Annotated in this window: 16 protein-coding genes and 2 pseudogenes; 12 read left to right on the forward strand and 6 right to left on the reverse strand. The window is 33.0% G+C overall.

The window, feature by feature from the left end:
- Nucleotides 1-11 precede the first annotated feature (11 nt).
- Both AMD00_RS00195 and AMD00_RS00200 read left to right on the forward strand, forming a co-directional pair.
- The gene (locus AMD00_RS00195) at nt 12-626 is read left to right on the forward strand and encodes a TetR/AcrR family transcriptional regulator (protein ID WP_053415098.1); all 615 of its coding nucleotides are present in this window, start codon (nt 12-14) and stop codon (nt 624-626) included.
- An 81-nt stretch (nt 627-707) separates the two neighbouring features.
- A complete protein-coding gene (locus AMD00_RS00200; RefSeq protein ID WP_053415099.1) occupies nt 708-998 on the forward strand; it encodes a hypothetical protein in 291 nt (96 codons plus the stop codon).
- A 358-nt stretch (nt 999-1,356) separates the two neighbouring features.
- On the opposite strand, the gene AMD00_RS24075 is transcribed toward AMD00_RS00200, so the two are convergent.
- A complete protein-coding gene (locus AMD00_RS24075) occupies nt 1,357-1,488 on the reverse strand; it encodes a hypothetical protein (RefSeq protein WP_281173017.1) in 132 nt (43 codons plus the stop codon).
- A 268-nt stretch (nt 1,489-1,756) separates the two neighbouring features.
- Here AMD00_RS24075 and AMD00_RS00205 point away from each other — a divergent pair, with 268 nt between their 5' ends.
- Nucleotides 1,757-2,218, forward strand: coding sequence for a GNAT family N-acetyltransferase (locus AMD00_RS00205; protein ID WP_053416728.1), 462 nt, complete (start codon nt 1,757-1,759; stop codon nt 2,216-2,218).
- Between the two features lie 38 nt (nt 2,219-2,256).
- The gene (locus AMD00_RS00210; protein ID WP_245639469.1) at nt 2,257-2,673 is read left to right on the forward strand and encodes a DUF5391 family protein; all 417 of its coding nucleotides are present in this window, start codon (nt 2,257-2,259) and stop codon (nt 2,671-2,673) included.
- 148 nt (nt 2,674-2,821) lie between these two features.
- Here AMD00_RS00210 and AMD00_RS00215 read toward each other — a convergent pair whose 3' ends face one another.
- Entirely contained in the window at nt 2,822-3,190 is a 369-nt protein-coding gene (locus AMD00_RS00215) for a VOC family protein (protein WP_053415101.1), read from the reverse strand.
- A 170-nt stretch (nt 3,191-3,360) separates the two neighbouring features.
- Between AMD00_RS00215 and AMD00_RS22620 the strand changes: the two are divergent.
- From AMD00_RS22620 to AMD00_RS00225, 3 genes and pseudogenes are all read left to right on the forward strand, one after another.
- Nucleotides 3,361-3,480 (forward strand): annotated as a pseudogene (locus AMD00_RS22620) (glycosyl transferase family 2); the annotation flags it as partial.
- 177 nt (nt 3,481-3,657) lie between these two features.
- Nucleotides 3,658-3,837 (forward strand): hypothetical protein, encoded by a 180-nt coding sequence (locus tag AMD00_RS00220; RefSeq protein ID WP_038189333.1) that lies wholly within the window; start codon nt 3,658-3,660, stop codon nt 3,835-3,837.
- 172 nt (nt 3,838-4,009) lie between these two features.
- Complete coding sequence (locus AMD00_RS00225) at nt 4,010-4,423, forward strand: MarR family winged helix-turn-helix transcriptional regulator (RefSeq protein WP_053415102.1); 414 nt, start codon at nt 4,010-4,012, stop codon at nt 4,421-4,423.
- Nucleotides 4,424-4,529: 106 nt separating this feature from the next.
- On the opposite strand, the gene AMD00_RS00230 is transcribed toward AMD00_RS00225, so the two are convergent.
- Both AMD00_RS00230 and AMD00_RS00235 read right to left on the reverse strand, forming a co-directional pair.
- The gene (locus tag AMD00_RS00230; protein ID WP_053415103.1) at nt 4,530-5,024 is read right to left on the reverse strand and encodes an N-acetyltransferase; all 495 of its coding nucleotides are present in this window, start codon (nt 5,022-5,024) and stop codon (nt 4,530-4,532) included.
- Nucleotides 5,025-5,272: 248 nt separating this feature from the next.
- Nucleotides 5,273-5,797, reverse strand: coding sequence for a cupin domain-containing protein (locus tag AMD00_RS00235; protein ID WP_157059142.1), 525 nt, complete (start codon nt 5,795-5,797; stop codon nt 5,273-5,275).
- A 194-nt stretch (nt 5,798-5,991) separates the two neighbouring features.
- Here AMD00_RS00235 and AMD00_RS00240 point away from each other — a divergent pair, with 194 nt between their 5' ends.
- Nucleotides 5,992-6,816 (forward strand): DUF4097 family beta strand repeat-containing protein, encoded by an 825-nt coding sequence (locus AMD00_RS00240; protein WP_053415104.1) that lies wholly within the window; start codon nt 5,992-5,994, stop codon nt 6,814-6,816.
- 248 nt (nt 6,817-7,064) lie between these two features.
- Nucleotides 7,065-7,745, forward strand: coding sequence for a YjjG family noncanonical pyrimidine nucleotidase (locus AMD00_RS00245; protein ID WP_053415105.1), 681 nt, complete (start codon nt 7,065-7,067; stop codon nt 7,743-7,745).
- Nucleotides 7,746-7,911: 166 nt separating this feature from the next.
- On the opposite strand, the gene AMD00_RS00250 is transcribed toward AMD00_RS00245, so the two are convergent.
- Nucleotides 7,912-8,319, reverse strand: coding sequence for a hypothetical protein (locus AMD00_RS00250; RefSeq protein ID WP_083446048.1), 408 nt, complete (start codon nt 8,317-8,319; stop codon nt 7,912-7,914).
- A 74-nt stretch (nt 8,320-8,393) separates the two neighbouring features.
- Here AMD00_RS00250 and AMD00_RS23750 point away from each other — a divergent pair.
- Nucleotides 8,394-8,755 (forward strand): annotated as a pseudogene (locus AMD00_RS23750) (IS3 family transposase); the annotation flags it as partial.
- A gap of 29 nt (nt 8,756-8,784) precedes the next feature.
- On the opposite strand, the gene AMD00_RS00255 reads toward AMD00_RS23750, so the two are convergent.
- Nucleotides 8,785-10,389 (reverse strand): ABC-F family ATP-binding cassette domain-containing protein, encoded by a 1,605-nt coding sequence (locus AMD00_RS00255; protein WP_053415107.1) that lies wholly within the window; start codon nt 10,387-10,389, stop codon nt 8,785-8,787.
- A 288-nt stretch (nt 10,390-10,677) separates the two neighbouring features.
- Here AMD00_RS00255 and AMD00_RS00260 point away from each other — a divergent pair, with 288 nt between their 5' ends.
- Both AMD00_RS00260 and AMD00_RS00265 read left to right on the forward strand, forming a co-directional pair.
- Nucleotides 10,678-11,772: a zinc-binding dehydrogenase gene (locus AMD00_RS00260; protein WP_083446049.1), complete on the forward strand. Its 1,095-nt coding sequence runs from the start codon at nt 10,678-10,680 to the stop codon at nt 11,770-11,772.
- A gap of 2 nt (nt 11,773-11,774) precedes the next feature.
- Nucleotides 11,775-12,560 (forward strand): enoyl-CoA hydratase/isomerase family protein, encoded by a 786-nt coding sequence (locus tag AMD00_RS00265; RefSeq protein ID WP_053415108.1) that lies wholly within the window; start codon nt 11,775-11,777, stop codon nt 12,558-12,560.
- Nucleotides 12,561-12,566 lie beyond the last annotated feature (6 nt).

Below are 12,566 nucleotides of genomic sequence, written 5' to 3' on the forward strand. Positions count from 1 at the left end.
GGGGAATAGGAATGGATAATAGTAAAGTAGGGGATAAACGACATTTGCGCTCACTCATGACACGCCATAAGTTATTAGAGGTTGCAAAGGAAATTTTTCTTGAAGAAGGATTTCAAGCTGCGGTTATTTCTCAAATGATTAAAAAGGCAAACATCGGTTATGGAACTGCTTATGTTCATTTTAAAGGAAAAGAAGATCTTTTAATTGTATTAATGGAGAATATCATGGAGCAATTTTATGAAATTGCAGAAACTTCTTTCTTTCCAAAATCAAAAGACGAAGCAAATCATATCATAAACAAACAAGCAAATGCATTTTTGAAAATGGCAGAAGCTGAGCGTAATATGATGCAAGTTTTTGAACAAGCTATTGGAATATCAACGGTTATATCAGATAAATGGAAAGCAATTCGGATGAAGTTCATTCAGCGAATATCAAAGGATGTCGTATATGCACAGCAAAATGGACTGGCAAGAGCTGAACTAAACCATGAGCTTGTAGCAAAAGGGTGGTTTTTCACAAATGAAATGTATCTTTGGGAAATTGTTCGTAACGAACATCAAAGTTCTATCGAAGAAATTGCTCAAACCATCACGTCAGTTTACTTCGAAGGTTTGTATTTGTAATTATATTGATAATGCTATATTTTGTAGTTCGAAAAAATCCATTATTATACACACTTTTATTGAATAGGGGAGGGCTAATAATTGTTCCTTTTTGCCGCAGTTATCATTTTGTTAGGTATTTATTTTTCAGTGATTTTCACTAAGAATCAATCTTTAAAAAAGAAATATATTATTTGGGGATTAGTTACAATGTTCATTTTCACACCATTTGTAGGATGGTTTATTAGCATGTCTGTAGCAATAGCTGTTGGTGATGGATTCGCTGGTGTCGGTATGATGATGCTCCTCTTACCAATATTTTTTATTACAGGGTTAATTCTTACATTGATTGGTGTTTTCAAAAAGAGCGTTGTTACTCAGCAAATAGATTAATGATATTTTATTTAAAGTTGTAAAGAGTTTAAACGGTGTATTTTACAGTGCTTTTTATATATTAGCCCTGTTTGACTTAATTGTTCTTTATAATCAAATTCTCAATTACTCTTTAATTTCGAGTAGAGAATAATCTAAAATCGTTTCTGTTTTAAGTTTATACGTAAGACTTAAAGTGCTTTAATTGATCTGTCGAAAGAATCGTACCATCAATTGTAGAATGCTCGGATGGCCCAAAATGGTCCTTATTATGAGGGTAAAAAATATAGACGACATTTGGTTCATCCGAAAAAATAACTCTTACCCAATCACTTGGAAGACCTGCAAAGTGCCATTTACATTCAATAGATTGTATAATTTACTTCTGATAAGACATATCTTCTATCAAATAGTTTTCGATTCTTTTTTCATATAGTTGCTTTTTGATTAGGACTGTACAAATTGGAGCAAGAAACGCAATGATTAACGCAACTATCAAAAACTTTTTCATTTGATACCTCCATAAATAAATTCTTCCTAATTATTTTTAAGAACAGCTTTTCCGCCTTCTCTTTATTGATATTATTTCTACAAGCATTCTCGAAAACCTTTTTCTGCGTTCATTGTTCCTAATGGTTAAAAAGTGATAATAGACGTTCTTTATCTATAAGTCATAATTTATTGAAAATTTCAACTATACCATCTTAATTTGTGTATTATGGATATAAGAGGAAGTATAAATGCGATTGACTATTAATTTTGACAAAGAGGTGATTATTATAAAAGTACAATTAAAACCCGTAACGAGAGAAAATTGGGAAGAAGCATTGAGGTTAAGTGTTAAAAATGGACAGACGAATTTTGTGCCATCAGTTGCTGTCTCTCTTGCAAAAGTATATATCAAACCAGATGGAGATTCCGTTGAATATATACCATTCGCAATTTATGATAATGAGCAAATGGTCGGCTTCATAATGCATGCTTATGAAGAAAATACGACGGATATGTATTGGATAAACGGTTTTATAGTGGATAACAAATTTCAACGTCGAGGATATGGTAAAGCAGCATTAAATGAGATAGTTCAGTGGATAGCAAATCGATTTGATATTTGTAAGGAGATACGTTTAACAGTCCATAAAGAAAATACAAATGCACGACATTTATATGAACAATACGGTTTTTTGCTTACAGGAGAAGTGTATGATGATGAGGATGTTATGTATCTACCTATTAAATAGATATAATATATAAAATAATAAGGTGGTTAGAACTATTGGTGAATAAAAAAGGCGTTATTGTAATGACGCTCATTTCTGCAATCCTTTTTTGTTCTTTACTAGTCGTAAGTTCACTTACACCTATCTCTGATCTGGGCCCGAATGCCAATAAATTTGGCTCGGTAGGTATGTGGTTAGGCATGGTGATGATATTGTTCTGCTATCTATTACCTGTAATTCTATTATTAGCAGGAATAAATTCGATGAAGTTTTTTATGGCAATACTTTGTGGCTTTGGCATTTTAATATTTACGGCTACAATGGGAACAGTTTTAATCTTAGGATTTGTTCAAAATATCGTTCCTGAAATTTTTGGCGTAGTAGCGATCTGTTTAGCTGCAATAATTGTTAATATTAGCTGGTTTTTTGTAGCTTTTCGCCCCTCGAAAATCCGATTAGTTGTATCCAATGACTAGGAGCTATTAGCTAACAGAGGTGGGATGAAATTATTATGAAAATTTCAATAATATGAATAAAGAGTATTTTTTGAATGATTTATTTCAAAACATACTCTTTATTTTTTAGATTGCTAGTATATACATAGTAATAAAATTGAAAAGGATGTCAAAGCCACTCTAAAATTTCAATTCGATTTCCAAAAGGATCGTTTATATAAATTCTATTTGCTCCTGGTAAATCTTCATCAATGATGAATTTGATATCGTTTTTGGATAAATGAGATTTTAAATCTTCAATATTTTCTATCTCAAAAGCTGGATGTGCCTTTTTGGCGGGAGTAAATGGTTCTTCAATCCCAATATGAATTTGATAGTTAGCAAATTCAAACCAAACGCCACCTCTTTTTCTTAAAAGCTCTGGTTTTTCAATTTCTCGAAAGCCTAGAATATCACCAAAAAATCTTTTCGCTTCGTCTTCGGAACCTTTAGGAGCAGCTAGTTGAATATGAGCAATCGATTTGAATACAAATGACATAGTAAAACCTCCTTGTGTTGTTACATTTCCATTTTATCTCAAATTATGCGATAAGGAAATATGATTAAAATTATGAATATCCATAATAATAACTTATGTTGTTTTTTTAAAAAATTTCCCAAGGAGTCAATAGAAGCTAGGAATGTATTATTTAAGAGAGTAGAAAGTAAAGATTTGATGCTTACGGGGATTGGGGATTATTGAAAAATCCAAGGGTAATCTTAGCTTATTTAAATGGTACTGATCAAAAATATGCGTATAAAACATATTATGAGGACCAAGAAAGATAACTAAAATCGACTGGAAACAAATGTAGAGTATCTTCATCGTCAAAATATATATTGATAGGGAAGTCATGTAGTTTTGCGTGGATATCTTAATACTTTAAATAATACTTATCAAATGTGGAATGAACCTCTCTATTACTAGCATATGATATAAATAATATGTTACGAGGAGGAAGAGATATGAAGAAATCACTGGTCATTATGGGGAATGGGAATACATACGTTGTTGATGAATCTCCCGACGAGTTTTATGAAAATTATTTAAGTGAAACAGTAGAAAGCTATGCATACCTTGATTTAGATGACTTTACAACGGTTGCGATTGCACATATCTCTGAAATTGTCGGTATAGAAGAGTAATAATTTTAGCCACATCAACTAGGTGTGGCTTTTTATTTTGAGTTTCTTTAGAAAATGGTCTTCTATAACAATTAGTAAATTCTTACTTTAGCTTGTATAATACATATATAGTTCTTGAATTATTTAATAAATTTAAATTTTAATAACTAAAATTATCTAAGGGATGATTGTGATGGAAAAATCTTTTGAAGATGCTATAAAGAATTTAATGGAGGAAATGTTTGATATTCAAAATAAATCAAATGAATTTATGAAGGTACTTACGCATGATGAAAACCTCTCAGAGAATTTAATCCTCTTATTATTAAGACTAAAATTATTCAAACATATGAAAATTACTGAAATCTCAGAAGCATTCATGCTAACCCCTGGTGCAGCAACGAATATGTGTGATAAACTTGAAAACTTAGATTATGTAGAAAGAATAAGGATAAAAGATGATAGAAGAGTTGTAAGGGTTTCTCTTACTAAAAAAGGGGAAGAAAGAGTTGCAGCAATTTTTTCTAAATTCTCAAAAGAAAAGATAGAGGAAATCTCAAGTACTTTTGTAGAGATAAATAAGCTATTTAAAAAAATCGAATATTAATAAATCAAAAAAACAGATTATTTCTAATCTGTTTTTTATTTTTCGGAAATTGGATTTTTCTTTCACTAAAACCACGTTGAATGGAATCGGCAATGTGTAGTCCTTTTTAAAAATAGTTAGGTATCTCATAATTTATAGAGTCAATATCATTTTCTTTTGAATAATACATACAAATACTATCCTTATATTTCTGTTTTGAAGGTTGTAATTCAATAAAATTTAATTTTTTATAAAAGTCAGTATTAATATCACTAAATAGGAAGTAATTATTACAATTATCATTTTTCTCTAATTCGTTAATTACTTCTTTTATTAGAATTGAAGCGTATCCATTATGTCTTAAATGTAAGGGCGTTGCAATTGAACCAATTCCTCTCACAATTAAATTTTCTGAGGGGTTCAATTCATATACGATTAGAGAACTTAATAATTCTTTTGTATCTGTTTCTTCTATAACGTACCATTTTCCTCTCTTGTACTTACTCGAATCATTACACATAGTTACATATTCTTTAGGCGTCAAATCGCCTCCCCAAACATCATAGCCCATCATATAAACTACTTTCATATCCAGACTTGTTGCTTCTCTAGTTATTTTCAAAGTACTCCTCCTAGTATGTGCTAATTCAATTCTTTTCGCTATTTAAGTAGCAAATATAGCTATTCTTATTCAACTAACCTGCTCTTATAGTGTAAATAAAATAATATAATCCTTTATAATAATCAAAGTTTAAAATAAAAATTAACAATCTTTATACGTGTATAGAAAACAGGGATAAAAAGACACATTCTTTTTGTCCTAGTGTAAATAATCTTGGAGAACTATTTATAAGTCGTGTAAGCCCTAAGTTATTTTGGAATTTCTTTGTAAGCTAATTTCAAAATAATATCTCTGTGTTGAGGGTATTTTAGCAAAAGTTCGTTTTGTGAAAACAATTCGAAGTCTTGGAATTCAAAACCTGGAGAAACCATGCACCCAACTAAAGAGCATACGTCTTCCCCCCTAACAGAAGATCCAAAGATTGAATGTTTAGGAACTAAAGCTTGAGGAACTTCTCCTTTTTCAATATTTAATCCTAATTTAATCTCTTCATATTCTCCATTTTCATGAATGATATGTATTGTTAAAGGGCTTCCACCGTGATAGTACCATAATTCATCAGATTTCAAACGATGGAAATGGGAAATATCATTTGATGTTAATAGAAAATAAATACTCGTATAAAGCTTTCGTTCACCTTCAAAAGTTACTTGTAACTCTTTGTCAGAAGTGCGTTCCTCAGATTGAAAAGTTTCTTTGTAGTATCCACCTTCTGGATGCGGAATAAGTCCAAGTTTTGAAACCCAAGATTGTAATTCACTTAGTTTGATCATTTTATATAGCCATCCTTTCAATTCAATATCTAAATATTACATCATTTCTTAAACTCATAGTTAAACTTTTTATTTAAAAAATTTGACAATTAGTATTATTATTACATATTATATTTAATATATATTTTAGTAATTAAAATATTTTGTTTTTGAAATTAAAATGACTGTTATTAATTCTGGAGAAGGGGAAGAGTATGAAAAAAACAAAATGGATAATCGGGGTGTTGATTTTGATAATAGCTGGCTCTTTTGTTTCATCGAATATGAGTAAAAAAGATGTTGAGTACAAGAGTGATTTAGAAAACGTGAAGAGGATTTATGTTGATGCTGATATTTCAAACATTGTTATTGTCACTGGTGAGCCAATGATGAATGTTAAATATACAGGTCAAAAATCTTTAGTTGGACGTCCTAGCATGGATATTGTTTATGAGAAGGATCAAGCCGTTATTAAGGTAAAGGCAATTCCAAAAAAGTGGATGACTATAGTGCCTGGTTCAACAAAAAGAGGGGAATTAGTATTGAATATTCCTTCTAGATTATTAGAACATGTGCAAATAAATACGCAAAATGGCAATATAACTGCAAAAAATGTAAGTGAAATTAATCAATTAAGCCTTAGTTCAAGTGTAGGGAATATTAAGGTAGACTCTTTTATAGGGGAAGGCTTAAATATTGAAGCAAAAAACGGATCTATTAAAATAGGATCTGTGGATGGAACAGTTAATATAAAGAATCAGATAGGCACACTAAAAGGCTTGATTATTACTCATATTAAGGGTAGGAACAAGATAAAATTGTCAAACGGCAATGTCCACATAACGCTGCCTAGGGAGTTAAATATGAATGAAATTAGCTTTAATATTGCAACTAAGAATGGGAAGATAACAACAGAAAATGACAAATTATTAAACGAAAACATTATAAAGAAAGGGGCAGGAAATCGAATAGTAAATAACATTAAGTCAGATAACGAATTAGATATTTCTGTTTCAGTAGGTCATATAAAAATTAACTAAATGATTAAAGCTAATTGAATGAAAGAGTTGTAGATATACAAGACTGTCTAAATATACCGTATAATATGGATGTACTCTTGTATTAATCGATTAAAAGAAGTCATATCACTATTTAGTTTTTGCCCACTATAGAGGAATAGGTAGTGATATAACAAATGAAGTAACAGAGAGTACATCAATGTTTCTTATGAATTTAATTTGAGTGAAGCGTCCTAGTTAGGTCGGTATTGTTTAATGGAGGTAGCTATATGAAATACGAAATTATTTTGTTCGATGTTGATGATACACTATTCGACTTTAGTAAGTCGGAAAAGAATGCCTTACATAAGACTTTTGTGGAGTTCGGATTACCTACGGGATTGGTAGATTATGAAGCCACCTACAAAGAGATTAGCATGATGTTATGGAGAGATTTGGAACAAGGACTTATCACTTTACCAAAACTGGGAGTTGAAAGATTTAAGAGGTTGTTCCATACACATGAGCTTGAAATTCATGCTGATAAGTTCAGTAGTGTTTATCTTGGATACTTGGGCAAAGAAATACACCCTATACAGGGAGCTGTTGAAGTATGTGATAAACTTTCTGGTTGTAGGCTGTCTATTATTACAAATGGCTTTAAAGATGTACAGATATCAAGAATAGGGGGCTCTCCTCTCAGCAACACTTTTGAGCATATCTTTATTTCTGAAGAAATTGGATTCCAGAAACCTGAAAAAGGTATTTTTGATTATGCGTTTTCTAAGCTACAGATTACAGATAAAGAAAAAGTGTTGATTGTGGGTGATTCTTTAACCTCTGATATTCAAGGAGGAATAAATTACGGGATTGATACGTGTTGGTTCAATCCTCATTTTAAAGAAAATAAAATAGGAATTAAGCCGACGTATGAAATACATGAGTTGGCGGATCTTTTAAATATTGTATAGAAGTTGAGATATTTAGATATATGTTCCAGCGCTATAAATACAGGTTATATTATAAGAGTGGACATGAAAAACTACACCCCCAATTGTTAGACGCCAACTAACAATTAGAGGTGTAGTTTTTTTAACCTCATTCTAAATTCAAGACGAGTAAAAGCTTGGAAGCTTTCTATTTTTTATCTATGATTTCATTGAAAATTTGTCCTTCTTCATGTAATTTAATTATTTTTAGTCGACTGGTGTTTTTGATAAATATGGTTTTATATTGTTCTACACCGTTTTTATCAATTAGAGAAAGAACACGCTTACCTTCGTTATCTGTTACAGTTTGAAAGTTATAATCTTTATTATCAATTTGCTCAATAATATAGTTATATTCAGGTAATGAAGTCCATTCCTCATGATTTGTATTTTCTTTTGATTGTTCATGTTGAACTTCTTGTCCGCCCTCGCTTTGCGCCGATTGCTCATTTTTTTCTGTAACCTCGTTATTGTTTTTATCTGCGCCACTACTGTTACAAGCTGTTGCTGTTAACATTGTTGCAACAGCAATTAATGTAATAATTGTTTTGTACATTTTTTTCATCATCTCCTAATTATCTAATTCACTTTAATGCTAATAACAAAACCTTGTTATCTCTAGGGAAATGGTATAAAACTGGTTCAAGGCCTATATATTCACTCATTGATAAGGCATTTGAAATATTAACAAAAGGAAAAAAGCTTTTGATACATTCTGATTAAGGTTGGCATTACCCAATGAAGCAATACCCTTATGCCTTGAAAGAATGAAATATTACACAGAGTATGTCCCAAAAGGGTAACTATTACGAATACGCAGTAATTGAAAACTTCTTTGGTATTATGAAATCGGAATTCCTGTATTAGACTTTGAAAGTGTAGAGTATTTCACGAGAGAACTAGTAGATTACTACAATCAAAAACCAATTAAGGCAAAATTAAAAGGCCTGAGCCCGGTACAATACCGGGTTCAGACCTTACAAGATGTCTAATAAAATAACCTGTCTAACTTTAAAAAAGATTATTTTAAACCTTCTTTTTCTTTCCACTCTAAATATTCATCATAAGTTAATTGCTTATCTAAAATTGAACCGTCTTCACGGATTTCAATTACGCGGTTAGCAATTGTTTGGATGAACTGATGGTCATGAGAAGTGAAGATCATAGCGCCTTTGAAGCGAATTAAACCTTCATTTAGTGCTTGGATTGACTCAAGGTCAAGGTGGTTAGTAGGCTCATCAAGTAAAATAACGTTTGCAGAAGCAAGCATCATTTTAGAAAGCATACAACGAACTTTTTCGCCCCCTGATAATACAGAAGGAGATTTTTTCACTTCTTCACCAGAGAATAGCATACGACCTAAAAATCCACGTAAGAAGCTTTCAGTTTCGTCTTCTGGTGAATATTGACGTAACCATTCTACTAATGATCTCTCATTGCCACCGAAGTATTTATCATGATCATTTTCGAAGTAGCTTTGAGATGTAGTAACACCCCATTTGTATGTTCCAGCATCTGCTTCTTTTTGTTCCATTAAGATATCAAGAAGAGCAGTTTTTGCTTGCGGGCTACCTAATAAAATGATTTTATCTTCTTTGTTCATAGAGAAGCGAATATCTTTAAATAGAGTTTCGCCATCGTGACTTGCTGTTAGACCATCAACAATTAACACGTCATTACCGATTTCACGACCAGTTTGGAAGTTGATGAATGGATATTTACGGCTAGATGGTTTAATGTCATCAAGCTCGATTTTATCCAACATTTTTTTACGAGAAGTTGCTTGGCTTGATTTAGAAGCGTTCGCAGAGAAACGAGCAACGAATGCTTGTAGCTCTTTAATCTTCTCTTCTTTTTTCTTGTTTTGGTCTGACATCATTTTTTGTGCTAATTGGCTAGACTCATACCAGAAATCATAGTTACCAACATATAATTGGATTTTAGAGAAATCCAGGTCAGCGATATGTGTACATACTTTGTTTAAGAAGTGACGGTCATGGGATACAACAATAACCGTATTTTCAAAGTTGATTAAAAATTCTTCTAACCATTGAATAGCTTTTAAGTCAAGGTGGTTGGTAGGCTCATCCAGTAATAGAACATCAGGCTTACCAAATAGAGCTTGTGCTAATAACACTTTAACTTTGTCTGAACCTTCTAGGTCAGCCATAAGCATATAGTGAAGTTCGTCACCAATCCCTAAACCGTTTAATAATGTTGCAGCTTCAGATTCAGCTTCCCACCCATTAAGGTCAGCAAACTCACCTTCTAATTCAGCAGCACGCATGCCATCTTCATCAGAAAATTCTTCTTTTGCGTAGATTGCGTCTTTCTCAGCTTTTACTTCCCAAAGACGTTTGTTCCCCATAACAACTGTATCTAAAACGTTAAATTCATCGTATTCGAAGTGATTTTGCTTTAATACAGAAAGGCGTTCATCTTTACCCATTGATACGTGGCCATCTTGTGCCTCAATATCACCAGATAGAATTTTTAAGAATGTTGATTTACCAGCACCGTTTGCTCCGATTAGTCCGTAACAGTTACCCGGTGTGAATTTAATATTTACGTCGTCAAATAATTTACGGTCGCCATAGCGAAGACCTACATTACTTACTTGAATCATGTAAGTTCCTCCTTTTTTCACAATGCTTCTAGTATATCATGGAACGCTATACAAGGCAGTAAATAAAACTCTAAAAGTGTATAAATTTACGTATATTATATGCTTTTTAGTCAAAACCACTGAATTCTGTATCTTATTGGTAATGAAAATACTATGAATGGTCATTCTTAGTGCATCTTTTGTAAAAATTTTGATATAGAAAAAATTAAACTTTAGATTATACTCATTTTTTGAATCTCATAGAAATAGAATTAATAAGATGTAAATCAAAGAAAAGGTGGGATTCCTATGAAAGGGAAAGTCGCGGTGATGACAGAGCCTGAGCAACTTATCTTTGAAGAATATGATTTACCAAAAGCTGGACAAGGTAGCGTTTTAGTGAAAGTGATTCGGACTAATGTATGTGGTTCTGAACTACACATTTGGAGAGGACAACATCCAACAAAAAAATCTGGTGTGATGGGTCATGAGATGGTGGGAGAGATTGTGGAGCTTGGTGAAAATGTCACCACTGATTTTGCTGGAAATCCAGTGAAAGTTGGTGACAGGATTGCAGCGGCTTACTTCTTAACTTGCCGCAAGTGTAATCATTGTCAGCAAGGATTGTTTAACTTATGCGAAAATGCATACGAATTTTGGAGTAAGGATGCTCATGAATATCCTCATTTCCATGGTTCGTTTGCAACACATTATTATATTCATCCAAATCAATATTTTTATAAAGTACCAGAAAATGTTTCAGATGCATCTGCAGCCAGTGCCAATTGTGCACTATCGCAAGTTTATTTTGGGGTTGAGAAAGCTGGTATTAAGTATGGCGATACAGTCGTCATACAAGGAGCTGGAGGACTCGGCTTGAATGCATCCGCTGTTGCAAAATCATTAGGGGCGATAGTAATTGTGATCGATGCCGTTGATAGTCGTCTTGCACTAGCGAAGAGGTTTGGGGCAGATTATACAATTTCTTTTGCAGAATATCCTTCAGTAGCAGATCGCGTAGCTCGACTATTAGCTTTAACGAATAATAGAGGAGCGGATATTGCGATGGAGTTAACGGGTGTTCCTGCTGCATTTAATGAGGGGATCCATTTATTAAAAGCAGGGGGTAAGTACATTAGTATTGGTAATATCTCACCTGGAAAGTTGACTGAGTTTGACCCAGGGCTAATGACGCGAAAAAATATTCAGATTTTAGGAGTTATTCGATACAATCCATGGTATTTGCAAAAAGCACTCGCGTTTTTAAGTGACAAAAGCGATGTATACCCATTCGATGACATGCTAGCTTGTGATTATACGTTAGCAGATATTGCAAAAGCACTTGATACTTCTGCAACTCGTGAAATAACACGAGCTTCAATTTTAGTCAATGAAGGAGTGTAATTATGAATCCCATTCTAACTGAAATTTTAGGAGATAACGGACAGATTTTAAACATAACTTTAAATCGACCGAAAATGCTCAATGCTTTTAATACAAAAATGGCTGAGTATTTGTTGTCACTTTTAAAAGTTGTATCAACTGATTCGTCCATTAGGGTTGTACTTTTAACTTCTTCAAATAATGATGCATTTTGCACTGGAGCAGATTTGAAGGAACGTCAAGGACTTTCTGATGAGGCTTGGAAAGTACAGCATGAATTATTTGAGCAAATGTTTTATGCGCTTGAGGATCTACCACAGCCAACAATTGCCGTAGTAAATGGCTATGCTTTGGCTGGTGGTTTTGAATTAGCGCTTAATTGCGATTTACTCATTGCAGCAAAAACTTCGAAATTTGGTTTACCGGAAGTGACGCGTGGCATAATGCCTGGATGTGGTGGTTCTCGCCTTTTACCGAAACGAGTGCCATTACATAAAGCGAAACAATGGTTGTTTACAGGTGAAATCTTTGGAGTAGAAGAAGCAAGTGATGCTGGTCTACTTAATGCGGTCGTCCCACCGGAGGAATTGTTCCAAACAGCACTAAGACTTGCAAATAAAATTGCAAAAAATGCTCCTTTGGGTGTGCAAGGTTGCAAGAAGAGTGCAAATACGTTAGGAGCGCTATCAAGTAGTGAAGCGCGAAAACGAGAAATAGAGATATATAATCTAGCGGTTAATTCAAATGATCGACTTGAAGGTGTGCTTGCATTTAATGAGAAAAGGGCGCCGATTTTTACAGGGAAGTGAGGGTGA

Source organism: Viridibacillus arvi (genome assembly GCF_001274945.1).
In the GTDB taxonomy this organism is placed as follows: domain Bacteria; phylum Bacillota; class Bacilli; order Bacillales_A; family Planococcaceae; genus Viridibacillus; species Viridibacillus arvi.